Annotated in this window: 15 protein-coding genes; 5 read left to right on the plus strand and 10 right to left on the minus strand. The window is 60.9% G+C overall.

The window, feature by feature from the left end:
* Window positions 1–104 precede the first annotated feature (104 nt).
* A complete protein-coding gene (locus tag B1722_RS06020) occupies window positions 105–1,034 on the minus strand; it encodes an AraC family transcriptional regulator (protein WP_041068459.1) in 930 nt (309 codons plus the stop codon).
* A 430-nt stretch (window positions 1,035–1,464) separates the two neighbouring features.
* On the opposite strand from B1722_RS06020, the gene B1722_RS06025 reads away from it, so the two are divergent.
* Window positions 1,465–1,818: an antibiotic biosynthesis monooxygenase family protein gene (locus B1722_RS06025; RefSeq protein ID WP_086791829.1), complete on the plus strand. Its 354-nt coding sequence runs from the start codon at window positions 1,465–1,467 to the stop codon at window positions 1,816–1,818.
* A 43-nt stretch (window positions 1,819–1,861) separates the two neighbouring features.
* The gene (locus B1722_RS06030; RefSeq protein ID WP_007965872.1) at window positions 1,862–2,104 is read left to right on the plus strand and encodes a hypothetical protein; all 243 of its coding nucleotides are present in this window, start codon (window positions 1,862–1,864) and stop codon (window positions 2,102–2,104) included.
* Here B1722_RS06030 and B1722_RS06035 read toward each other — a convergent pair whose 3' ends face one another.
* Together B1722_RS06035 and B1722_RS06040 are read right to left on the minus strand one after the other, a co-directional pair.
* Window positions 2,105–2,734, minus strand: coding sequence for a flavin reductase family protein (locus tag B1722_RS06035; RefSeq protein ID WP_041068463.1), 630 nt, complete (start codon window positions 2,732–2,734; stop codon window positions 2,105–2,107). It lies immediately after the preceding gene.
* A 199-nt stretch (window positions 2,735–2,933) separates the two neighbouring features.
* On the minus strand, window positions 2,934–3,209 hold the full coding sequence (locus tag B1722_RS06040) for a hypothetical protein (protein WP_086791830.1): 276 nt from the start codon (window positions 3,207–3,209) through the stop codon (window positions 2,934–2,936).
* Window positions 3,210–3,551: 342 nt separating this feature from the next.
* On the opposite strand from B1722_RS06040, the gene B1722_RS06045 reads away from it, so the two are divergent.
* Window positions 3,552–4,307 (plus strand): membrane protein, encoded by a 756-nt coding sequence (locus B1722_RS06045; protein ID WP_041068467.1) that lies wholly within the window; start codon window positions 3,552–3,554, stop codon window positions 4,305–4,307.
* Between the two features lie 148 nt (window positions 4,308–4,455).
* On the opposite strand, the gene B1722_RS06050 is transcribed toward B1722_RS06045, so the two are convergent.
* The 7 genes from B1722_RS06050 to B1722_RS06080 form a co-directional block, all read right to left on the minus strand.
* Window positions 4,456–5,775 carry an MFS transporter gene (locus tag B1722_RS06050; RefSeq protein WP_041068469.1) on the minus strand — a complete coding sequence of 440 codons (1,320 nt, stop codon included), beginning with the start codon at window positions 5,773–5,775 and terminating at the stop codon, window positions 4,456–4,458.
* Window positions 5,776–6,097: 322 nt separating this feature from the next.
* The gene (locus B1722_RS06055; protein ID WP_041068471.1) at window positions 6,098–7,429 is read right to left on the minus strand and encodes a sigma-54 dependent transcriptional regulator; all 1,332 of its coding nucleotides are present in this window, start codon (window positions 7,427–7,429) and stop codon (window positions 6,098–6,100) included.
* Entirely contained in the window at window positions 7,429–9,189 is a 1,761-nt protein-coding gene (locus B1722_RS06060; protein ID WP_086791832.1) for an ATP-binding protein, read from the minus strand. Before B1722_RS06060 ends, B1722_RS06055 begins: the two co-directional genes overlap by 1 nt.
* Before the next feature lie 78 nt (window positions 9,190–9,267).
* A complete protein-coding gene (locus B1722_RS06065) occupies window positions 9,268–12,090 on the minus strand; it encodes an RHS repeat-associated core domain-containing protein (RefSeq protein WP_086791834.1) in 2,823 nt (940 codons plus the stop codon).
* Between the two features lie 26 nt (window positions 12,091–12,116).
* Window positions 12,117–14,894, minus strand: coding sequence for an RHS repeat domain-containing protein (locus B1722_RS06070; protein ID WP_086791836.1), 2,778 nt, complete (start codon window positions 14,892–14,894; stop codon window positions 12,117–12,119).
* Window positions 14,894–19,432: a SpvB/TcaC N-terminal domain-containing protein gene (locus B1722_RS06075; protein ID WP_086791838.1), complete on the minus strand. Its 4,539-nt coding sequence runs from the start codon at window positions 19,430–19,432 to the stop codon at window positions 14,894–14,896. The genes B1722_RS06070 and B1722_RS06075 overlap by 1 nt, the downstream gene beginning before the upstream one ends.
* Window positions 19,433–19,602: 170 nt before the next feature.
* Window positions 19,603–21,126, minus strand: coding sequence for a fumarate hydratase (locus B1722_RS06080; protein WP_027612504.1), 1,524 nt, complete (start codon window positions 21,124–21,126; stop codon window positions 19,603–19,605).
* 485 nt (window positions 21,127–21,611) lie between these two features.
* Here B1722_RS06080 and B1722_RS06090 point away from each other — a divergent pair, with 485 nt between their 5' ends.
* Both B1722_RS06090 and B1722_RS06095 read left to right on the plus strand, forming a co-directional pair.
* Window positions 21,612–22,718 carry a GGDEF domain-containing protein gene (locus tag B1722_RS06090; protein ID WP_041068481.1) on the plus strand — a complete coding sequence of 369 codons (1,107 nt, stop codon included), beginning with the start codon at window positions 21,612–21,614 and terminating at the stop codon, window positions 22,716–22,718.
* Window positions 22,711–23,646 carry an iron-sulfur-binding ferredoxin reductase gene (locus B1722_RS06095; RefSeq protein WP_041068483.1) on the plus strand — a complete coding sequence of 312 codons (936 nt, stop codon included), beginning with the start codon at window positions 22,711–22,713 and terminating at the stop codon, window positions 23,644–23,646. The genes B1722_RS06090 and B1722_RS06095 overlap by 8 nt, the downstream gene beginning before the upstream one ends.
* The last annotated feature ends 155 nt before the right edge of the window (window positions 23,647–23,801 follow it).

Genomic DNA, 23,801 nt, shown 5'->3' on the forward strand with positions numbered 1-23,801 from the left:
TCCCACAGGTTTTTCGGGGGTGCACAAATTCTGTGTTCAGCACAAAACCCTGTGGGAGCTGGCTTGCCAGCGATGGCGTCAGTCGATACAACACAACACCTTGATCAGACCGACTGCCGCAACCGCGCCAGATCCCTTAACGGCGGCGCACCAAACAAGCGGCTGTACTCGCGGCTGAACTGCGACGGGCTTTCATAGCCCACGCGATAGCCCGCCGCCGACGCTTCCAGCCCTTCGGCCAGCATCAGGCGCCGGGCCTCTTGCAGGCGCAATTGCTTCTGATACTGCAGTGGACTCATCGCCGTCATCGCCTTGAAACGGTGATGCAAGGTCGAGACGCTGAGGTTTACTTCTTTCGCCAGATCATCAATGCGCAGCGGTTGTTCGAAGTTGCCGTTGAGCCATTTGATCGCCTGGCTGATGCGATGGCTCTGACTGTTGGCAATCGCGATCTCATACAAGCGGTGGCCCTGCGGACTGCGCAGCAGGCGATAGAGAATCTCCCGGCGAATCAGTGGCGCGAGCATGGCAATGTCTTTCGGCGCATCCAGCAGTCGCGCCAGACGCAACACTGCGTCGAGCATCGCGCTGTCGATCTTTTCCACATACAGGCCACGCCCGGTCGGTCGGGTCGGCACGCCCATGGGGCCGGCGTCGGCGATCAGTGCGGTGATTTCCGCCGGGTCGATGTCCAGGCGCACAGCGAGGATCGGCTCCTCCGGCGAGACATTCACCACCCGCCCGCTGAGCGGCATCGAGACCGAGACCACCAGGTAATTCAGCGGGTCGTAATTGAAGAACTCATCGGCCAGCCGTACCTCTTTGCGACCCTGGGCCATGATGCACAGCGCCGGTTGCGCCAGCACCGGGGCGAAATCATGGGATTTTGTGTGGCGCGACATGAACAGTGAGCCGATGGCGGTCTGGTAACTGCCGTCGTCGGTGGTGTTGCGGCGGATGATCCCCGCGAGCTCCGCACGCTGTTTTTCCATGTCGGCATCGGGCGGAGACTGGAAACGATCGAATGACGTCATGCGCGGCATCCTCGGCAAGGAATCTGGAATGGGGCAGAGCCTATATTTGTGCAAGCGCCAGCGGTAGACACATCCTGTCAAATGCTTGCCTGATTCTGCATGGGCAGCTTTTGCTTGCCGGCCATCAGCCCGCGACCGCCACCTTACCCCTTGGGTCGAAGACCCCTGTAGGAGCTGCCGAAGGCTGCGATCTTTTGATTTTAAAAACAAAAGTCAAAAGATCGCAGCCTTCGGCAGCTCCTACACAAAAGCGTTGTGACAGCGGTGTGACAGGTTTCTACCCATCGATGCGGGGCGTTTATGCAGTCTCGCAGGATTGTGCAACGCAGCGGCAGGAATCGACTAACGGCACCTTGCGCCCGGCCCTTAACCTTGGATCCTGTCGCAGCCCGTCCCCCGGCTGCCACGCGACTCCCTGGGAGGGTTGAACATGTCCAAGCAGATTCCCGTCAGTCATATGGCCTTCGTTCGAGCGCGCGCCGGACGCTCCGCCGAACTGGGTGTACGCCTCAGTGCCTTGATCGAACCGTCACGCAACGCCCCCGGTTGCCTGAACTTCGCCTTGCAGCATTCGCAATGCGATCCGGAACTGTGGCTGGTCTCCGGTTTCTGGAGTCATCAACAGGCAATGACTGCGTATTTCAACAGCCCGTCGATGCAGATCTTTGCCGAGCTGGTCCAGGACCTGGTGGTCAACAGCCTTGATTTCCACACCTTCAAAGAGGTGTCGGCGGCGCAGGCGCTCGGACAATGCCCGGCACCGATACACAAACTCACCGGTTGAGGGTTTAATGTCCGGCTTATTGGTCTGAGCCAGGATGTGTGCCATGGCACGTAAAGAGTTTGAACACTTCGAAGCAGTCTCCGCAGTCGTCCCCGTCGAGTTGGGCGGCAACAAGGGTTATCACGCGGCAATCGCGGTCAAGGCCCTGGTCGATGGCGGTGCGCCACGCTTTCACAAACTGCTGGGTGACCAGGTGTTCCCCGGCGCCATCGCTGCCGATGAGGCTGCCATCAATGAGCTGGATCGCCTCAAGGGTGTCACTGATGACGCCGAGTTGATCTGGTAGTTATTTGACCGCCCCCGGGCGCCACATCTTGAACAGGGCTTCAGGCCCCAATTGGAAATAATCCGCCGGCCCGCCGCCGCGCAGAATCGGTTCTGCCGCGGCGGTGTCGTAGATCCCGTCCTTCAACAGCCACTTGGCGATATGCACGGCAACCACTTCGCCGAGAATCAGCCAGCTCGGCACGGTTTCGCCATCGGCGCGCTGCAGCTGAATGATCTGCGTGACCTTGCACTCGAAAGACACCGGGCTTTCGGCGACCCGTGGCACCGCAATCACCTTCGACGCTACGGGCGTCAGTCCGGCCAGTTCAAACTCGTTGACCTGCGGCGCGACCATCGCGCAGCTCTGGTTCATCTGCTCGGCCAGCGGCCGGGTGGCGAGGTTCCAGGCGAACTCGCCGGTCTGCTCGATGTTGTTCAGGCTGTCTTTGCGCCCGACGCTGGAAAAACCAATGATCGGCGGAATGTAGTTGAACGCGTTGAAGAAGCTGTAAGGCGCCAGGTTCAACTGCCCATTGGCATCCTGCGAAGAAATCCAGCCGATGGGGCGCGGGCCGACGATGGCGTTGAACGGATCGTGGGGCAGGCCGTGGCCGTGAGCGGGTTCGTAGAAGTGGATGTCATCGGACATGGATGGAGTTCCTCAAAAGGGCAATCTGAAAGACGCCATAGTGTAAGAGCGCACCGCGTATTTCCAGTCGAACGCTGATCCCACTGTAGGAGCAGCCTTCGGCAGCTCCTACAGGGGATTTGTATGGATTTCAGAAATTGTGCTGCCCCAGAAATGACTAAGCCCGGCCGAGGCCGGGCTGTGAATGGACTGCTGAAACTTAGCTGATGGCTGCAGCAGTACCGGTCTTGTCGAAGCCGTCAGCCGCGATGGCGTTGGCAGTACCGGTTTTATCGAAGCCATCGGCGGCCACGGTTTTGCCGATGTTGGTTTTATCGAAACCGTCAGCGGCGTAAGTGCCCGAGTGGCTGGTTTCGATGGCGGCGCTGGCGCCGGAAATGAAGTCGGCCGATTTGGTTTTGTCCGAACCATCGGCAGCGAAAGTGTTGGCGGCCAATACGGACAGGGTCAGGGCGAGGATCAGTTTGGTTTTCATGTCAGTTACTCCAGATGCGTTGGCGATGTGTCTTGCTTGGATCTAATGCTACGCCAACTAAATTGATTAAAAAGCGCAAATAAATGCTAAAAACAATCGATTAACTTGATATTAAGGGCGGCGCATTCAATTCGCTTTCGTCGTTAGAGCGAGCGCCGCGCAGGTCATCGATCAGGCAGGTGCAGGATGCGGGAGATGCATTAACCGCTAATTAATGGCCTCCTTCGGGCTGTGTGACAGATTTTTCATACATTCCCGACCGGTTTTTCACCGGTGCAACGCCAGTCTGCCCACGGCCAGAAAACCAAGAACCGGCCGTCTCACACTGGAGCTTTGCTTGCGATGAATAAACTGCCTCAAATCACCCTGGCGTTCTGGGTCATGAAAATCTGCGCGACGACCCTGGGGGAAACCGCGGGGGATTTGCTGTCGATGACCCTCAACGTCGGTTACGCCCTCAGCTCGCTGATCCTGATCAGCGTGTTCGTGCTGACCCTGATCACCCAGTTGATGGCCAAGACCTACAAGCCGCTGCTGTACTGGATCGTGATTCTGTCGACCAGCACCGCCGGCACCACCATGTCCGACTTCATGGACCGCACCCTTGAACTGGGCTACGCCACCGGATCGATGATCCTGATTGCGATTCTTCTGGCGATCTTCGCTGCCTGGCGCCTGAGCGGCGATTCGCTGAACGTCAGCAAGGTGCAAACCTTCCGCGGCGAGATGTTCTATTGGATGGCGATTCTGTTTTCCAACACCCTGGGGACCGCGCTCGGCGACTACCTGGCCGATGATTCGGGCCTGGGTTTTGCCGGTGGCGCGCTGCTGATCGGCTCGACCATTGCCGTGGTGGTTGCGCTCAAATACTTCACCAGGATTTCGACCGTGGTCTTGTTCTGGGTGGCGTTCGTGCTGACCCGGCCGTTCGGTGCGACCTTGGGCGACCTGATGACCAAATCCCATGAAAAGGGTGGCCTGGACTTCGGCACCATCGGCTCGTCGGCGGTGCTGGCAGGGATTCTGCTGGTGATGATTGTCGGCGCGTCGTATGCGCAGAAGCGTTATGGCAAGCCGCCGGTTGCCGAGTTGACTTGATACCGAGTCGCCCCAATCGCTGGCAAGCCAGCTCCCACAATGATCGGTGATGTTCACCAAATCTGTGTGCACCACCTGAACCTGTGGGAGCTGGCTTGCCAGCGATGAGGCCACCACAGCCACCATTGCAGTGGCTGTGAAAACCCGATCAGTCAGTCACGATCCGCGAATGTTTCTGCGTGTCTTTCATGGTGATGTACACCAGCAGCGACACCGCGATGCACGCGGTCACGTACCAGTAGTAACCGGTTTCCATGCCGATGCTCTTGAACCACAGTGCGATGTATTCGGCGGTACCGCCGAAGATCGACACGGTCAGTGCGTACGGCAGGCCGACGCCCAGCGCGCGGATTTCGGTCGGGAACAGCTCGGCCTTCACCACGGCGTTGATCGAGGTGTAGCCGCTGACAATGATCAGTGCCGCCATGATCAGGAAGAACGCGCCCCACCAGGTCTGGATGGTGTGCAGGGTCATCAGGATCGGCACGGTGAAGATCGTCCCGAGCACACCGAAAGCGATCAGGATCGGACGCCGGCCGATTTTATCCGACAGGCCACCGATGATCGGTTGCAGGCACATGAACAGGAACAGCGTGGCCGCGGAAATGGTGGTGGAGTCGGAGATGCTCATGCCGACGGTATTCACCAGGTATTTCTGCATGTAAGTGGTGTAGGTGTAGAACGCCAGCGTACCGCCCATGGTCAGGCCGACCACGGTGAGCAGCTCTTTCGGATGGCGCAGCAAGGTGCGCATGGCGCTTTCCTTGGACTTCTCTTTCTTGGTGAACGACTCGGTCTCTTCCATGCCGCGACGCAGGTACAGCGCAACGATCGCGCACAACGCGCCGATGGCGAACGGAATACGCCAGCCCCACGCGTACAGCTGTTCGGTGGTCAGCAGGTTCTGTAGCACGATCAACACACCCAGCGCGATGAGCTGGCCAGAGATCAGGGTCACGTACTGGAAGCTGGAGAAGAAACCGCGACGTTCCTTGGTCGCCATCTCCGACAGGTAGGTGGCCGAGGTGCCGTATTCGCCGCCCACCGACAGGCCCTGCAGCAAGCGCGCGAAGACCAGCAGGATCGGCGCGCCGATGCCGATGGTTTCGTAGTTCGGGCTGAGGGCGATCAGCAAGGAGCCGAAGCACATCAGGTAGACCGAGGCCATCAAGGCTTTCTTGCGACCGACCTTGTCGGCGTAGAGGCCCATCAGCCAGCCACCGATCGGACGCATCAGGAAGCCCACGGCGAAGATCGCGGCGGTGTTCATCAGTTGCGCGGTGGTGGAACCGGCGGGGAAGAAGGTCTTGGCGAAGTACAGCGAGAAAGCGGCGTAGACGTACCAGTCGTACCACTCGACCATGTTGCCGACCGAGCCGCTGAAGATCGATTTGATCCGGCTGGCGGTGGTTCTTTCTTTGGCGGGCGCGGCAGCCGACCCAAGGGGCAGGGCGTTGGAGTTATCCATTGAAGGATCCTTCGTTTAATTGTTTTTGTGAAGCGCGTAGAAACGCAGCCTGCAGGGGCTATAGCAGGAGCTGTGCCAACGGAGGGAGGGCCGGTTTAGAGGGGGCGGCAGGACTTTATGAGCGGAAATCCGCTTATGGCTGGATTGTGGTGAGCGGAAAGTCGCTCATTCAGGCTGATGGATAAATGTTGCCTGTGCGGGCCTCTTCGCGGGCAAGCCCGCTCCCACAGTGGTCGGTGGTGTTCACACATTCTGTGTTCAGCACAAAACCCTGTGGGAGCGTGGCTTGCCCGCGAAGAGGCCCGATCAGACACTGCAAAACTCAGCTGCCCGAAACAAACATCTCCCGATTCAACCCATGCCGCTGCAGCTTTTCATTGAAGGTGCGGCGCGGCAGCTGCAATTCTTCCAGCACCGCTTTCACATCGCCCTTGTGCCGGGTCAACGCTGCACGCAGGCACTGCGCTTCAAACGCTTCCTGCTGCGCAGCGAGGGATTGGCCGGGGTCGATGTCCTGCACCGGCTCATCCAGCCCCAGCACCTGCCGCTCGGCAACGTTCGCCAGTTCCCGCACGTTGCCCGGCCAGTCGTGGCTGAGCAGGTGACTCAATTGCGCTCCGGAAAGAGGCGCAAAGGTGCGGCCCAAACGCTGGGCGGCGTTGAAGGCGAAGGATTCGAACAGCAGCGGAATGTCTTCGCGCCGATCACGCAGCGGCGGCAGCCGCAGCTCGGCGACGTTCAGGCGATACGCCAGGTCTTCGCGAAAACGTCCGGCCCGGGCCTCATCCAGCAGATCCGGTTTGGTCGCGGCGACAATCCGCAGATCGACACGAATGCTCTGGTTCGACCCGAGGCGCTCCAGCTTCTGTTCCTGCAACACCCGCAGCAGTTTCACTTGCTGGGCCAGCGGCATGCTTTCAATTTCATCGAGAAACAGCGTGCCGCCGTCGGCGTATTCCAGCTTGCCGATACGCTTGCCGGACGCTCCGGTGAACGCACCACTTTCGTGACCGAACAACTCGGCTTCGAACAACTGCTCGGGAATCGCCGCGCAGTTCAGCGCCACGAAGGGCTTGTCAGCGCGCGGGCCGAAATCATGCAGGCAGCGGGCGATCAGTTCCTTGCCGCTGCCGGTTTCGCCGCGGATCAACACGTTGACCGGCAGCGCCGCCAGATCCAGCACCTGGCGGCGCAAGGTCTGCATGCCACGGGACACGCCGAGCAGCGTCGCATCGAGGCGGGCGCGGTGGTCGGCCTGCGCGTGCAAGGCGCGGTTTTCCAGGACCAGCCGACGCTTGTCGAGCGCGCGGCGCAGGCTGCCAAGCAGGGTGTCCGGGCTGAACGGTTTTTCGAGGAAGTCGTAGGCGCCGTCACGCATGGCTTCGACTGCCATCGGCACATCGCCGTGACCGGTCAGCAGAATCACCGGCAGATCGGCATCACGTTTCTGCACTTCGGCCAGCAACTGCAGACCACTGAGCCCGGGCATGCGTACATCGCTGAGGATCACCCCGGGAAAGTGCGCCGGCAGTGCCGCCAGGCAATCTTCGGCGCGGCTGAACAGCTGCACCTCGAACCCCGAAAGACTCAGCCATTGCTCCACGGCGTTGCGAATGCTGCTTTCGTCATCGACCACCATCACTGAATTGAGCATCAGAGGTGTGCCTCCAGATCGATCGGCAGGGTCAGGGCAAGCACCGCGCCGGCTTCGCCATTTTCCGCGCTCAGACGCCCACCGGATTCGTGCACGATAGCGAAGGATACCGCCAGCCCGAGGCCGAGTCCGTCACCCACCGGTTTGGTGGTGAAGAACGGGTCGAACACCTGATTCAGGTGTTCTTCGGCAATCCCGCCGCCATTGTCGATCACACTCAGGCGCCACAGCTGTTCGTCGGCTTCCAGGCGGATTTCCAGACGCTTGCACGGCTTGCCCTGCATCGCATCGAGGGCGTTGCGCAGCAGGTTGATCAGCACCTGTTCGAGGCGGATCGCATCACCCCGCACCCAAGCTGGACGCGTCAGGTGCAGCACCAGGCTGACCTGTTCATCGCGCAGTCGGGCGTCGAGCAATTGCAGCGATTGATCGACCACCGTCGCCAGATCCAGGCGTTCGCGCAGGCCGCTGGGGCTCTTGCGGGCGAAGGTTTTCAGGTGGCCGGTGAGCGACGCCATGCGCGTGAGCATGTCGTCTACCGGTTTGAGCGCCTTGTAGGCGTCATCGACGCGGCCATGCTCAAGCAGCAGGCGCAGGGTCGCCAGTTGCATACGTTGCGCGGTCAGCGGTTGATTGATTTCGTGGGCCAGTGCGGCGGACATCTGCCCCAGCGCCGCCAGTTTGGCCGATTGCACCAGACCGTCTTGCGCGGTGCGCAGGTCGCGGGTGCGTTCCTCTACCAATTGTTCGAGTTCTTCGCGGTTGCGCTGGCGGACTTTCGACAGGCGCCAGCGCTGATTGAGGAACAACAGCAAAAACACCAGCGCCAGCCACACACCCGCAGCCGCCAGCCCGGCGTTGCGCAAGTCTTCGAACGCCACCTGCGGGCGGCGCAGCAGGTGCAGGGTCCAGCCTTCGGTGGTCAGCGGCAGCGATTCCCACAAGTAATCCGCTGTTCCGTCCGGGCCTTCGACCCGGCGCAAGTCGCTGTTGTCGTCGAAGTGACGCAGCGACAAATGCGTCAGCGGGATCAGCGATTGTTTGTCGTACTGGCGCGTGCGCTTGATCTCGTCCATGTCGCGGCTATCCAGCGGCCGTAACGAGCGATAGCGCCAGCCAGGCTGGTTGGCGATGAAGATGATCCCGCGCGCATCGCTGACCAGCAGCGTGTCACTGCCCTGGCTCCATTCGCGTTCAAGCTCGGGGAACTCCAGCTTGACCACCATCGCCCCGAGGAACTCGGCGTTGTCGCCGAGCACGGCGCTGGACAGAAAATAACCGGGGATGCCGCTGGTCACGCCCACTGCATAAAAGCGCCCGCTGCCCTGAGTGCGGGTCTGGCTGAAGTACGGACGAAAACCGTAGTTGTGGCCGACGTAACTGCTCGGCAAGCGCCAGTTGCTGGCGGCCACCGCAAGGCCAGTGTGATCGAGCAGTTCAAGAGTCGAGGACTGCGCCGCGCCGTTGATCTGCTCCAGCTTCAGATTCAGCACGCTCTGTTGTTCCGCACCTACTGGCCCGGCCAGCGCGCCGCGCAATTGCGGATCCAGCGCCAGCACGGCGGGCAGGGCGCGGTAGCGGTCGATCAGGGTATGCAGTGAATTGGCATACAACGCCAATTGCTGGCTGGCGCGGGTGGCGTCTTCCTCCAGCGCCTGACGCTCGGCGTGGCGGATGGCAAGGGTCGCGGCGATGGCCGCACCGGCAATGATCAGCAGGGTGTACAACGACAAACGCAGGGTACGAGAAGTCGGCAGCATGCTGGACTGATGAATAAGGGGACGGGCGGGCACGATAGCATGGGGCCGGCGATCCTGTTCGCTTCATGTGTCAGCGGATCAGACCGCAGTGAACTGACGGGATCTGGAGCGCAATAGAGTGCGCGTGTATTCCAGCTCGTTGATCACGGCCGCCGTGGCATGCCATAGATTGTGCGGTGTATCGCCTTCGTTTCGGCCCAATAGCCCATAGGTATTGATTGCCGTCAAACCTGCGCTTTCGAAGGCTTTTTCGATATCGAGCATGTTGGCAGACAAATAATCGATCAGGCCGCTCGCATTGGCGATGCCCTTGGCCATTTTTTCAGCGCTGAGCTCATGACTGGCTCCGGCGATTTCATGGCCTATTTCAATTGCACCCAACAGTGCCCCCGCCGTGGCGCTGATTTCAGCGGCAGCTTGCGGCAGCATTTCCTTGGCGCCAACACTGATCAGAGTCGACGCCACTTCCTTGGAGCCCTTGAGCACGCCCTTCTGCGTATCGGGGATCATTTTCGCGTACTTTTGCTGCAGGTAATTGATCGGTGCCATGGTTTTATATTCGGCTTTCTCGACAATTTTTTCTTTGGACAGACGGCTGGCCTTGAATTTGACAGAAGCGCTGGTGCCGGTGCGTTCTGCGGCGTAATCCCACAATCCGCTGATCAGTTTCTTCGCGCCAATGCCCATTGCAACCCCTACGACGTTACCTGCGCCGGGAGCGACGGCGCCCAGCGCCTGGGCGCCGATACCGACCAGAATGCCGCCGCCGTAAGCCACGACTTGGCCGGTCAGGTGTACACCGGTGCGGCGCAGGACGGCCCCGGCAAATTGCCCCGTCGAGCGCTGGTTGAGTACCTGTTGCTGGGCATCCAGACCGCGACGCAGCGACAGCGCCAGAATGTTCAGGTGACGTTCGACCTGATGCGACAGGTTTGCCCGAGCCCGGTACTGCTGCTTTTTCTCTTTGCTCAGTGCCTTTCTCTGATCGCGTTGAGCGGGTGTTTCGAGAAACCCGTCCAAGGTCTGGCCGTCGGTGTCGATGTGGCCAATCGGATTGTTGGCGACAAAGGCATACAGGTTCAGCCCGTCGATATCCAGGGCCGGATCAGCGCTGACCCAGCGTTGCAACCACGGTGCGTAATAGCGTGCGCCGTAGTAGTAAAGGCCGCTGCTGTCCATTTCCCGGCCTGAATAGCGAATGGTTTTATAGCCGACTTCCAGCGTCGAGCGAGTTGCCAGCCAGGCGGTTCCACCAAATGCGTAGTAATGCTCCAGGCTGATGACGTCAGCCTGCCGATCAAGCTCCAGTGCGCAGGAGCCAAGATGGTCATCAAGGTTGAAGCGCAGTTGATCGGCTTCGATGCCGGGCGGTCGGCCACTGAGCCAGTGCAGGCAACGCGCCCCTGGAAGAATGATGACGTGCAGTTGCTGGCCGTCGCTGCGGCTGTGGATTTCCAGGCCTGGCAGGTAGCGTACCTCGTGACGGTGGGTGACGGATGGGGTGTGGCTCAGCGCGCACTTGTAGGTCCGCTCACCTTGGCTGTAGCGGTAGGTTTCATTGTCGTCGGGCAAGCCGTTGCTGTGTTGCAGCAAGGTAACGCGGATCAGTTGATCACGACTGTCCCACGCCAGAGGCTGTGCGCCGGGTTGCAGTCTCAACTGGTTACCGTGCTCGTCGAAGTGATCGCTGAACACCGGGTCGGGATCACCGGATTTGCAGCGCACCCCACGATTACTGTTCGGGTCGATCTTCATCGGTTGAGTGAAATTGTGGCCTTCGCGCACATGCACAAGCTCGACGAGGTTGTTTCCCGCGTCATATGCATAATGTTCGGTGTAGTTGTAGCGTCTCCCTGGATCGACAGGCTGTGTCGGTTGCGGTAAACCGGGCGCCTGCTGCGGGATCTCGCCTTCGAAGCCAAGACTTTCGATCAAACGATAAAGCGAGTCGTAGACGAAGAGACGGACGCCATCGACGCGCTGATTGGCAAAATACACCGTGGCCAGGGTGCGGTCTTCGATACGCAGGACATTGCCGACCGGGTCGTAGGTGTAGCGCAAGTCCTGCAGCGGTTTTTCCTGATCCTTGCCGGCCAACAGATTCAGCAGCCGACCGTCAGCGGGATCGTATGCGCGGCGGCTGCGAACACCATTGCCGGCCAGTTGTTCCAGCGGCTGACCCGAGGCGTTGTACGTGGCAGCGTCGAGCACCGGTTGTGCCGCGTCAGCCCCGGCTATCCACAGTGATACCCGACTTAACTGGCCGGCGACATCGTAGCTCGAGCGTTGTCGGTGACCACCGGCATCGGTGACTTGCACCACATTGCCGTGCGCGTCGAAATCCATACAAGTGATGAACGCTGCTGTCTCGCCAGACAGCGTACGGGTTTCACCCAAGGCCTTGCCATGCAGGTTGTATCCGTCGACCACCACCGTGGCGCCCGGGTCGGCGCTTTCGCTCAGCTCACCGCGCAGGTTATGCCCGGGGTCGGCATTGTGGTCGGCATAGCTGTAGCGCTCGACATCGTCTTGCGCATTTTCAGTGACGGCGATCAACCGCATCAGCGGGTCGTATCGATAGTGCCATTGCTTCCCGCGCTGGTCGTGGCGTTGCAACACTTCATTGGCCAGACCGGGCAGATTGACGCGCCAGCCGGAGTCGACGCTGTCGACTCTCAGTCGTTCGCCGTCCAGACGGTAGGCGGTGGTCAGGCAGGGCTCTGGGAGCCGTGGGTCATATTGTTCGATCAGACGGCCGTGGGGGTCGTAACATTGGCGGCTGGTCAGGCATTGGACTTCGGCGTCCACCACCGCCCGCAGATAAGCAACGGTTCTGACCGGCAGCCCCCTGGGATCGTGAGCCGACAGGGTGGGCGTTCGCCAGTGCACTGAAGAACTCATGCCCGCCCCTCCGTGAAACGGATCATTCAGGCTGCCTTTTTCCGGGTTCGGCGCTGCGCCAGCAAGAACTGATTGTCAGTAGTGCCCATCGCTTTGTACGCCGTCATCATGTCTTGAGAGCGCTTGATGTTGGACAGCGTAAAACGGGTCAGACGACGCAGGTCTGAGCGAGAGATGGGGGCCAGGGTCTCTGCCGATGTCATATGGTTGATGTTCGGCAAGGAGTTGGCCGGGTAAACGATGTCGGTGCCCAGCGCATCGAATGCATTTTCAGCCCAGCCGGCGCGTTGTTCTACCGCCGTTTTCCAGTCATCGAGCATTGTGTCTATTTTCTTGATCTTTACCGGATCAAGGCGGTTTTTGATGTCTTCTGCTTCTACTGCCCGGGCAAACATGTTCAGTGCTGCGGGGATGATCGATATCCACGAAGCCATGAGCCGGCCCATCACGAAGGAGGGGTTGAGTACCGCATCAAGGCCCGGATGAATCAGGTTGTCCTTCACGTCTCGCCAAGAGCTGATTTCCTTGGCGCCCTCTCTGATGCCCAGCCCGTGATCAATGGCCTTGACCGAGATCTGCGAGGTTTGCGGAATCAGTGGGCCCGTTCTGAGACCAGCGCTGTCGGCTATCGGATCGATCATGGCCGTGGCGGAGTCGCCGCCTATATTGCCGCCGATCACCCCGCCGGTGGTGGTGTAGGGTGTGGTGCCAGGTACATTGGGCATGATCAGGTCAACCTGCTTGCCGCCTGCTACACCGCCCTCATAGCCGACGACCCCTCTCACGACTTCTCCTGCCATGTTCAGTGCCAGATTCATTGCCACACCCTCCTCATGGAGAATGTTGTGGATTTGCCCCGCCACCTGCGTGGAGTGTCCCTGGAGCCTTGAAAGAAAGGCTGAATACAGCATGATCACACTTTCCTCCCTGCTGTTTCCGTCAGGGTCCACATAGCGCAGCGGATTGTTACCGACGAACGCAAACCGGTTCGGCCCATCGACATCTCCCGCCGGATCCGCACTGACCCATCGTTGCAACCACGGCGCGTAATACCGCGCACCGTAGTAATACAAACCGCTGACATCCATTTCCTTGCCTGAATAGCGCAGCGTCTTGTAGTCAACCTCAACAGCCGAGTTCGCGCTCATCCACGCGGTCGCACCGAACGGGTAATAGCCTTCGTGGCTGATCAGGCGTGCCTGCTGGTCCAGTTCCATCACGCAGGAGCCCAAGTGATCATTGAGGGTGTAGCGCAGCTGGTTGTCGGCAACTCCCGGCGGTTTTCCGCTGAGCCAATGCAGGCAAACGACATGGGCACCGCCGGTGGCGAGGCTGATGACGTGCAATTGCTCTGCGTTGTCCTTGCTGCGGATCTCCAGTCCCGGCAGGTAGCGCACTTCGTGGAAATGCCGGGTAGAACCGCTGTAGGTGTCGTGGCGTTTGTACACGCGCACGCCTTGGCTGTAGTGATAAAACTCGGCGTCATCCGCGCCGTTTTCGCGTTGGACCAGGGTCACCGAGGCCAGTTGATCGCGGGCGTCCCAGCGTAATGTCTGTCCCGGTTGCAGGGCCGTCAGGTTGCCGTGGCGGTCGAATAGCTGACCGAAATCCGGAGCGGGGTCACCTTCTTTCCAGCGCACACCGCGATTACTCGCAGCATCGATACGCATCAACCGGGTCTGGCAGGCGCCGTCGCGCACATGACACAGTTGCGTCAGGTTGCCGCCGTGATCGTAGGTATAGGTCTGCAGGTAATTGCGTCGGTCGTTGGGGTCGCTCGGTTGCGGTCGGCCGGGGAGGTCGTCGGGTGCTGCGTCGTCGTAACCGCTGGCGCTGATCAGCCGATACAGCGAGTCGTAGCTGAAGGTGCGTTCGCCGTCGACCCGCTGATTGGCGAAATGGCTGGGCGTGAAAGCGTGGTCGAGGATCCGGGTCGGATTGCCGACCGGGTCGTATTCATGCACGAAGTCCTGCAGGGGCTGCTGCGCACCTTTCTGTGCCCATTGCCGTTGCACAAGCCCGGTGTCCGGCTCATAACGCCAGTAGCGGCTGACACCATTGCCGGCATGCTGCGCTATGATCTGTCCGGCGGCGTTGAAGTGCGCGTCGAGCAATACCGCTTGCCAAGTGGTGTGTCCGGCCAACTGCAGTTGCAGATGCTTGAGCTGACCCGCGAGGTCATAGCGCGATTGCTGGCGGTGGCCGCCGGCGTCGGTCTGTTCCAGCACCGCGTCCAGCGGGCTGAAGATGCGCTGGGTGACAAATTCCCGGGCATCGGTATAGGTGCGCCGTTCACACCGCAACTGACCGGTCAGGCTGTAGCTGTCCAGGTACAGGGTGCCGGACGGGTCGAGCTGTTCCAGCAATCGTCCGCGCTGATTGTGATCGGCCGGGGCACTGGCATCGGCATAGGTGAAGGTGTCGCTGAGCGGATCGGCGCTGTTGCTGTTCGCTACCACGCGCAGTAGCGCATCGTAGCGGTTGCGCCAGTGCACGCCGCGTGCGTCCCAGCGCTGCAAGACTTGCCCCGCCAGCCCGGGCAGACTCAGGCGCCAGCCGGCATCGACGTTGCTGACCTTGAGTGGCTGGCCGTTGAGGTCGTTGAGGTGGGTGATAGTCGGACCGTTCAGGCGTGGATCGAACTGCGCCACCAGATGCCCGGCCATATCGTGCTGTTGCCGCGTCACCAAGGCCACGGCCGGTTCATCAGCCCGTGCGCGCAGGTAGGCAACCTGACGCAGCGGCAAGCCGCGACTGTCGATCACGAGGAGCGACGGCGTGCGCCGATGGAGATTAGCGTTCATCAGTGCAGGGTCCAGGGTGATGCCGGCTTCGACTCGACGGATTCGTCGGTGTCGTTGAAGTCTTCACTGGTCTGATACCACGGATGATAAGTCTCGCGAGAAAAATAGCCCTTGGCGTTGATCAACTTGACCGGACGCCCGAGCGGGTCATAGAACAGCTGATCGAAGTAGCCGTACCGTCGCAGCGATTGATCATTGACGTAGCCGTGAGTGTCGGCAAAAAACGGCCGGAACTGCCGCACCGCCAGGCCCTTGTTGTTGTATTCGACCCGGGCGCTGACCCGCCAGCGTGACTCGGCGTGTTCCTCGCGCAGCTGTCCGCGATCGACGATCAGCGACCCATCAGCGGCCACCGCACAGGCGATGCCGGGTTCGACCCGTTGCAGGGTTTGCAACGCGCGGCCAAAACCGTCCACGTAGCTGATGATGATCTGCACCTGTGCCGCCACCGGATCATCGGGATAACGGTCGGCACTCAGCGTCACGCTGTGCACCGGTATGCGCGCAACCGCGTCGATGAACTCACGCAGTGCCTGTTCGGCGGGTGTGGGCGCCGTCAATTGTGCGAGCCGTCGGCGCGCGCTGGCGCGAATGTGCAGGCTCGGCAACACATCGCCGCTGGCCAGCCAATGGTCAAGCAGCTGCGGTGTTGCGTTGATCGTCGCAGGCAACCGTCCCATCCAGCTGAACAAATCCCTGTGCAAGGTGCTGGCCGCTTTTTGTACGGTCGCTTGCGGGTTGGCGATGGCGGCGTCCGGGCCTGGATTTACTGGGCGGACGTATTCGTCGAGCGGTCGAAAACCGGCAGCGACAGCGTTTTCTGTGCCATGGAAACTGGTCGCAAAAGGTTGGCCGGAAGGTGCATAAAGCGCTTCCTGGATGTTCTCGTTGGCATCGATGATGCGCACGGGCTGCAGGGCATGGCGATCGTATTCGCAGCGGGTGATGCAGCCATCCGGCAGTTCGACGCTGATGACCAACAGGCGATACTCGTCGTATTGCGCCTCGGTCCAGCCGTGGCTCAGGGTTTCGCGGTACTCAAGGACCCGGAAGAAATCCTTGGCCTCGGCGTACTTCGCGTAGTTGTAATGCGCGGACCAGAGGCTTTCTGCGTCCGCATTGATCGCCGAGTCTTCGAACAGCAACGCCATCGGTGTGTAACCGATGTTCGCCAGCTCCTGCAGGATATCGAACGGTAGCGGCACAACGTCGTAGGCGGCGAGGGCCGTCTTGTCAAAGCTGGCCATTTCCAGCGGCGCTTTCAGCGCTTCGAATTGCGCCGAGCCATCGGGCAGCAGACTGCCGTCCTCTTTGTTGATATAGCGCTGCACGGATTGCCCGGTCAGCACCCGCAGGGCATTCCACTCGGGCGAGCGGACATGCTCTTTGAGTAATTCCCATGTCACCTGTTGCGGATTGAGGCCCGACGGCAGATCACCTTTGGGCAGCGCCAGCGCATTGCTGCGTTGCTGCCAGGGCAGGCCCAGCCGCCATTGATAGAGCTTGTCGTCCAGATCAATCGCGCGCGCGCGTGTTTCGTTGATATAAAACGACTGCTGCGCCGGGTCATGCGCGTCCCGCCACCACTGTTGCTCGTCGGGGTCGCTGAAAGGCGGCGGGTCACCGGGCAGGCGCCGTCGTGCATAACTGATGGTCAGGCTGTGCGTGGCGTGGCCGTATTCGCTGCTGTTGAGCAACACTTCATGCCGGCACAACGGGTCGTCAATGAAACCATCGTACTGATAGCTGAGTTTTTCCAGGGTCTGCACCAGCAGCACGGCTGCCGCTCCCTGCCGACCTGTGGGCTGGACATCTCGTACCCGATAACGAAACTCTTCTACCGCACAGAGCCGTGTATTGGCCGGCTCGTCAGTGCCGGTCCAGGTTTCGATGCGGGCGACGGCGCCGACCAGCGCGCGCGCGATTGTATGGCGTACGCCTTCGTCCTCTGGCGTTACGGGTTCATCGTATTCATCGCCGGGGTGATAGCGACTGAAGACGGTGGGTCGCAAATCAACTGCGTCACGATCACCGCCGAAGTAGCCGTGCCTTGACCGATCCATCGCCTGCCCGGTCAAGAACCAGGTACAGACCCGCACCGGTGCTGTGAAGCCAACGTCGTCATCGCCCGCCGCACGTTCACTGTCGCTCTGCTGCAGGTGACCGAAACCTCGAAACTCACGCTCGATACTGTCGTAGACGCCTTCGCGATAGAGGCACGATTGCGTCAGGCAATTGCCGGTGATTTCATCCAGTTGGCGTTGCCGGCTGACGACTTGAACCGCGAACGGTAAATGGCAGACCGGTATTTCTCCGGGATGATCGGTGAGCCACTGCTGTTTTTCATCCAGCCATTCCTGGGCAGAGCTGCGATAGACCACTTGCGTGGCGCAGCCCATGTTGTTGTTGCTAGCGGTCAGCAAGTAAGGCTTGGCCGCGACGAAGTCGTAGCGCCAGTGCTGCGGGGTCATGTGCGGCACCGTCAGAATCAGGCTGGCACAACCCAGGCCTTGCAGGTCGGCGAAACTGACCTGACACAGGCGGTCGTAACTCACGCCTTCCGGCCACGGCACGAAGACGGGCGTCTGTTCCAGGCCTTTGCCGCCGCGATTGAGGTAGATCTCGAAGCCGGCGGTTTTCAGATAAAACAAGGCCGGTGCGCCGGAGCCGTCGATGTCGGCGATCCGCAGTTGTTCGACGTTGAATTCGCCATACAGGAAGGGCAGGGCACTGATCACCCGGCCTTGGCCGAATTTGCCATGCCCCAGATTGGGCCAGGATTTGATTTCGTTGTGCCGGATCCGGCACAGCTCGCTCATGTCACTGCCGAGCATGTTGCCCAGAAACACCAGTTCTGTGGGGGCGTTGCCGAACAGCGGCAGACTGTCCTCATCGTCTTCGCGAGGCACGTCTTCGGCGCTGGAAAATCCCTGCTCCCGGCGGTTGGCATACAAGCGCACCGCGCGCGGACCGATCAGTGCCAGTGAGTTGAGGCCATCACCGACCAGGTCGCCGAGCTGCGAAAGCGTGTTGAAAAATTCCAGCGGCATGCCGTTAAACGCGATGAATGGCGCCCAACTGCGGTCGGCATTCAACGTGCGATATCCGCTGATGCCCGGTTGGGCAACGCTCCAGTCCAGTCGTCCGTTGCCGGTCAGGTCGAGCAAGATTTGCCGGGCGGCGCCGTCGCGTCTGGCCACCGGGATCTGTTCCAGTTCAGTCCAGGGCGCATAGGTGATGGCGTCAGGTCCCGCCATTGCACGAAGCGGTTCGCGGTAATACCAGCACTGCTCGTAGCGGCAGAGAAATCCCGGTACACCTTCGCCGTACAGATCGACGCACTGGTAAAACTGCCCATCCTCGATGCCTGGCACAGTGTCTTCGGCGAACATCTGTGTGGGGATTTTATTGATCTCGAAGGGCGAATAGTCAAACTCCACCGGCGGTGTCGTCTCCAGCGCGCCGCTGGCATCGAAGGCCTGATAGTGAGCGGCGTTGATCCGGTTGTAAGTCCACGGATCAGAGGGCGACGGGTATTCGAGCAGCAGCCGCCGCACCAGCTGTGGATCCGCACCGGCAGGTCGCGAGAAGTTGTGGAACATCAGGATTTGTCGGCACAGGCGCCGCGTACCCAGCTCGAAACCCTGACCGAAGGTGGAGAACGGATCCCGGCGTTTATCCCAGACAGCCAGGCTGTCGCCAGCGTACACGGGAGCCTCCGTCAGTGAACGGGTGCGCTCGCCGTAGTCGAGCAACAGATGGAAATGCCAATCCAGTTCGGCCGGATCGTCCACGGTCCAGCTGTACAAATGCTGGCTGGCCGTGACATTGCCATAGAACACCGCGTGCAAGTAACGCTGGGCGCGGTAATCGTGAATCGGGTCGAGGTCCTGATCATCGGCCAGATAGGCGAAGCAGATGTGCTCGCCAAGCGCATTCATGCTCTCGCACAGCAACCAACTGCCGACGCGATGTGCATCGTCCGGATCGGCCCGGCGCGAGGCGCTGGTCTTGCCGTATACGTGCAGCGAACCGTCCGCGCCGTGGATCAGCCAGAAGGGTGGCTCCTCTGGTTCACCCTGCGCAGAGACCGGCTGCCAGCGTTCGCGCAGGGTAAAGTCGCTCTCTACCCGTGGCCAGAAGCGCACCACGTTATGAGCGCCGACGGGAATGGCGTTGTAGCTGTCTTCTACACGTGACTTTAGTGTGCCGTCACTGTTCAGTTCGGGGTGCCAGACTTCACCATCGTCACCGATGATTTCATCGAGATCGCTATAACGCGGTACACCTTTTTGAGTACGACGGCTGATCTGTCCAATGCCCAGGCTCCAGCCGATGCCAAACGGCCCGTTGCCGGCCTGGCTGCTGTAAGTCAGCGTGAGTTGTGGATCCCAGCCGCGTCCGGCGGACAAAGGCAGCGGCAGTTCAAATGAAGCCGCGCCAGTGGCACCCACTGCCCCCCAGCTTTTGCCGATCGTTGTGATCGATGCACTGCTGGCGATGGACGGGGTGATGATGCTCAGCTCTTGATCGGCCATGGTCGGATCCATTGCACACGTGACACACGTGAGTGCACAGACGCTACCAACAAGTAGGGAGTGCGTAACCTGTCAGATCTGACAGGTGCCAAAGGGCTATTGATGTGCTGGGTACAAAAAAGGCCGGCCCGTCACAGGACGGGCCGGCCTTGTTCATGGCTATGAAGCGCTTACTGCACTTCTACCGCCAGGCTTTCGGCGATTTTCTGTTGCCAGATCGCCGGGCCGGTGATGTGTACCGACTCACCGTTACTGTCCACCGCGACGGTGACTGGCATGTCCTTGACCTCGAACTCGTAGATCGCTTCCATGCCCAGTTCGGCGAAGGCCAGCACCTTGGATTTCTTGATGGCCTGGGCCACCAGATAAGCGGCGCCGCCCACGGCCATCAGGTACACAGCCTTGTTGTCCTTGATCGCTTCGATCGCGGTCGGGCCACGTTCGGACTTGCCGATCATGCCCAGCAGACCGGTCTGCTCAAGGATCTGACGGGTGAACTTGTCCATCCGCGTCGCGGTGGTCGGGCCAGCCGGGCCCACCACTTCGTCACCGACCGGATCCACCGGGCCGACGTAGTAGATGAAGCGACCTTTCAGATCCACTGGCAGGGTTTCACCCTTGTTCAGCATCTCGACCATACGCTTGTGCGCCGCGTCGCGGCCGGTGAGCATCTTGCCGTTGAGCAGGACGGTTTCGCCCGGCTTCCAGCTCTGCACTTCTTCCGGGGTCAGGGTGTCGAGGTTGACGCGACGGGCCGACGGGCCGGCTTCCCAGACGATTTCCGGGTAGGCGTCCAGCGATGGCGCTTCCAGCGAGGCCGGACCGCTGCCGTCGAGCACGAAGTGTGCGTGACGGGTGGCGGCGCAGTTCGGGATCATGCACACCGGCAGAGAGGCGGCGTGAGTCGGGTAGTCCATGATCTTCACGTCGAGCACGGTGGTCAGGCCACCGAGGCCCTGGGCGCCGATGCCCAACTGGTTGACCTTCTCGAACAGCTCCAGACGGATCTCTTCGATACGGTTCTGCGGGCCACGGGCTTTGAGTTCATGGATGTCGATGGACTCCATCAACACTTCCTTGGCCATGACCGCGGCTTTCTCGGCGGTGCCGCCGATGCCGATGCCGAGCATGCCCGGTGGGCACCAGCCGGCGCCCATGGTCGGAACGGTCTTCAGCACCCAGTCAACGATCGAGTCGGACGGGTTGAGCATGGCCATTTTCGACTTGTTCTCGGAACCGCCGCCCTTGGCCGCCACGTCCACTTCCACGGTGTTGCCCGGGACGATGGAGTAGTGGATGACCGCCGGGGTGTTGTCCTTGGTGTTTTTACGAGCGCCCGCCGGGTCGGCGAGGATCGAGGCACGCAGGACGTTTTCCGGCAGGTTGTAGGCGCGGCGCACGCCCTCGTTGATCATGTCGTCCAGGCTCATGGTCGCGCCATCCCAACGTACGTCCATGCCCACACGCACGAACACGGTGACGATGCCGGTGTCCTGGCAGATCGGACGGTGGCCGGTGGCGCACATGCGCGAGTTGATCAGGATCTGCGCGATCGAATCACGGGCCGCTGGCGATTCTTCGCGCAGGTAGGCTTCGTGCATCGCCTGGATGAAGTCCACGGGGTGGTAGTAGGAAATGAATTGCAGGGCGTCGGCAACGCTCTGAATCAGGTCATCTTGCTTGATCACGGTCATGAGTCGCGCTCCTCTAAAAGACGGGAACATTCAATAAGGTGCTTGCAGCTTGGGTGCATCGGTCGGTTGCAAGCACCTTTCAAGGCACGCCGGGGCTGCTGGCGCGACGCTAAAAAGGCGCGGCAGTATACCGCGCCTCTTCGGGGCATACACGCGTCGGCAGTCATTCGTTGGTCGCATACCGAACACTGCTGGCCCCTGTGGCGAGGGAGCTTGCTCCCGCTCGGCTGCGCAGCAGCCGTAAATCGGTATACACAGTGGAACTGAAATCTTGAGTTGGCTGGATTTGGGCCTGCTGCGCAGGCCAGTGGGAGCAAGCTCCCTCGCCACAGAGGGCGGCATCAATCCGACAATCGGGTCATGCATTTGACGTCAATTTTTGGCGCCGAAAATCGATGGTCATTTATCGACTACGCCTCTAAAGTGGCATCCGGTCTGTAGAGTAGGACACTCGGTCAGCCTCCTATCGCACGGTGAGTCAACGATTGACCCATAACGCCATTCAACGTCTTTTGCTCAAACGCTTCGCCCTCGCTGCGGCCACCTATGGATTGGCTTTGCTGCTGCTGTGGCTGGCGTTTTTCACCGGGCATTACCCGCAATCACTGAACAGCGTGGCCATCGGCAGCGCGCTGGTGGTGATCTGCCAGGCGACGTTGTTTGCGCTGTTCTGGTCCGGGCGCAACCAGCGCTTTGCCGACCCCAGCCTGACCGAAGCGCAAGTGCTGCTCGGGCTCGGCTGGCAGACCTGGCTGATCGCTCATCTGGACGAAGCACGCGGCGCGTTTCTGGTGTTCTACGTGCTGATCCTGCTGTTCGGCCTGTTTCATTTAACCCGTCGCGCGTTCATTCGTTGTGCGCTGCTGGTGTTTTTCAGTTTCTGTGCGATCACCCTCTGGGACGGCTACCACTTCCGTCTGCCGGATCCGGCGCTGGCGGCGTTGCAGGTGTGCATTCTGGCGATGGTCCTGGCGTGGCTGGTGATTTACGCACGCTTTGTCCAGGTCTCACGACAACGCATGCGCCAGCGCCGGTTTGCCCTGCAGGCGCATCAGGACACCCTGCGCGGCATGATGCGCCAGCTCGAAGATCTGGTGGCCACCGATGAGTTGACCGGGCTGTTCAACCGCCGGCATTTTCTGCGTCTGGCTTCCCGCGAACTCGACGACATGGAGCCGGGTGTGGTTCACGGTCTGGCGCTGATCGATCTCGACCATTTCAAGCGCATCAACGATTTGCACGGCCATGCCGCCGGCGATCAGGTGTTGCAGGCATTCGCTGGCGTGGCGGGTGCCTGTCTGCGTGACGGCGACGTGCTGGCGCGTTACGGTGGCGAGGAGTTCGTGGTGTTGCTGCCCGACTGCGATGCCGAACGCTTGACTGCTTGCTGTGAACGCCTGCGCATTGCTTTCACCGACGTTGAACTGGTGGGGCTGAATGTGCGCAACCTCAGCCTCTCGGCGGGCATGACCCTGCTGGAACTGGGCGATGATCTGGACGATGCCTTGCAGCGCGCCGATCAGGCGCTGTACCGGGCCAAGCGCGACGGGCGCAATCGCTGTGCAGCGGCGTGGGAGAATGTGGATGCCTGAACTTCGGGTCGGTGACCGGCAATGGTCGGTGACGGCGGGCAGCAATTTGCTCGACGCGCTGAATCAGCACGGCGTCGCGGTGCCTTACAGCTGCCGCGCCGGCAGTTGCCATGCCTGTCTGGTGCAGTGCGTGAACGGCTTGCCCGCCGACAGTCGCCCGGACGCCTTGAGTGCTGAACAGCGCCAGGAGGGCTGGCGGCTGGCCTGTCAGTGTCAGGTCACGCAAGACTTGCAGGTACACACGTTCGACCCGCTCACTGACGGTCGCCCGGCGCTGGTCGAGGCGCTGGACTGGCTCAGCGACAACGTGCTGCGTTTGCGCCTGACCCCGCAACGACCGCTGCGCTACAGCGCCGGGCAACATCTGGTGCTGTGGATCAACCACATCGCCCGACCGTATTCGCTGGCGAGTCTGCCGCAGGAAGACCGCTATCTCGAATTCCACCTCGACTGTCGCCAGCCCGGCGAATTCAGCGATGCGGCGCGGCGCCTGCAGATCGGCGACACGATCCGCCTCGGCGAGCTGCGCGGCGGCGCCCTGCATTACGACCCGGACTGGCACGCGCGCCCGCTGTGGCTGCTGGCCGCCGGCACCGGGCTGGGGCCACTGTTCGGCGTGCTGCGCGAAGCCTTGCGTCAGGATCACCAAGGCGCCATCCGCGTCATTCACCTGGCTCATGACGCGCGCGAGCACTATCTGGCCAAACCTCTGGCGGCGCTCGCCGCGCAGCGCGAAAACCTCAGCGTCGAGCTATGGACGGCGGCCGAGTCAGCCGCCGCTTTGGCGCAACTGCGCCTTGTTTCACGGCAGACCCTGGCCTTAGTCTGCGGCTCAACGGCCAGCGTCGATGCGTTTGCCAAGCGTCTGTACCTGGCCGGACTGCCGCGCAATCAACTGCTGGCCGATGTGTTTTTGTCCCGCCGTTAAGCGCTGATCCTTTTGGAGCAAAGCGGAACCCTGTGGCGAGGGGATTTATCCCCGATGGGCTGCGCAGCGGCCCCAGGATTTTGTGAGTGCTGCGCACTCAATCGGGGATAAATCCCCTCACCACAGAAGTTTTGCCTCACCAAAAAAGAACTTTG

This window comes from Pseudomonas sp. SCPG-7 (assembly GCF_002156405.1).
In the GTDB taxonomy this organism is placed as follows: Bacteria; Pseudomonadota; Gammaproteobacteria; order Pseudomonadales; family Pseudomonadaceae; genus Aquipseudomonas; species Aquipseudomonas parakoreensis.

Excerpts from the sequence above, each read along its gene's own strand:
- B1722_RS06020 (WP_041068459.1), bottom strand. The coding sequence starts at position 1,034 with ATGACGTCATTCGATCGTTTCCAGTCTCCGCCCGATGCCGACATGGAA.
- B1722_RS06025 (WP_086791829.1), top strand. The coding sequence starts at position 1,465 with ATGTCCAAGCAGATTCCCGTCAGTCATATGGCCTTCGTTCGAGCGCGC.
- B1722_RS06030 (WP_007965872.1), top strand. The coding sequence starts at position 1,862 with ATGGCACGTAAAGAGTTTGAACACTTCGAAGCAGTCTCCGCAGTCGTC.
- B1722_RS06035 (WP_041068463.1), bottom strand. The coding sequence starts at position 2,734 with ATGTCCGATGACATCCACTTCTACGAACCCGCTCACGGCCACGGCCTG.
- B1722_RS06040 (WP_086791830.1), bottom strand. The coding sequence starts at position 3,209 with ATGAAAACCAAACTGATCCTCGCCCTGACCCTGTCCGTATTGGCCGCC.
- B1722_RS06045 (WP_041068467.1), top strand. The coding sequence starts at position 3,552 with ATGAATAAACTGCCTCAAATCACCCTGGCGTTCTGGGTCATGAAAATC.
- B1722_RS06050 (WP_041068469.1), bottom strand. The coding sequence starts at position 5,775 with ATGGATAACTCCAACGCCCTGCCCCTTGGGTCGGCTGCCGCGCCCGCC.
- B1722_RS06055 (WP_041068471.1), bottom strand. The coding sequence starts at position 7,429 with ATGCTCAATTCAGTGATGGTGGTCGATGACGAAAGCAGCATTCGCAAC.
- B1722_RS06060 (WP_086791832.1), bottom strand. The coding sequence starts at position 9,189 with ATGCTGCCGACTTCTCGTACCCTGCGTTTGTCGTTGTACACCCTGCTG.
- B1722_RS06065 (WP_086791834.1), bottom strand. The coding sequence starts at position 12,090 with ATGAGTTCTTCAGTGCACTGGCGAACGCCCACCCTGTCGGCTCACGAT.
- B1722_RS06070 (WP_086791836.1), bottom strand. The coding sequence starts at position 14,894 with ATGAACGCTAATCTCCATCGGCGCACGCCGTCGCTCCTCGTGATCGAC.
- B1722_RS06075 (WP_086791838.1), bottom strand. The coding sequence starts at position 19,432 with ATGGCCGATCAAGAGCTGAGCATCATCACCCCGTCCATCGCCAGCAGT.
- B1722_RS06080 (WP_027612504.1), bottom strand. The coding sequence starts at position 21,126 with ATGACCGTGATCAAGCAAGATGACCTGATTCAGAGCGTTGCCGACGCC.
- B1722_RS06095 (WP_041068483.1), top strand. The coding sequence starts at position 22,711 with ATGCCTGAACTTCGGGTCGGTGACCGGCAATGGTCGGTGACGGCGGGC.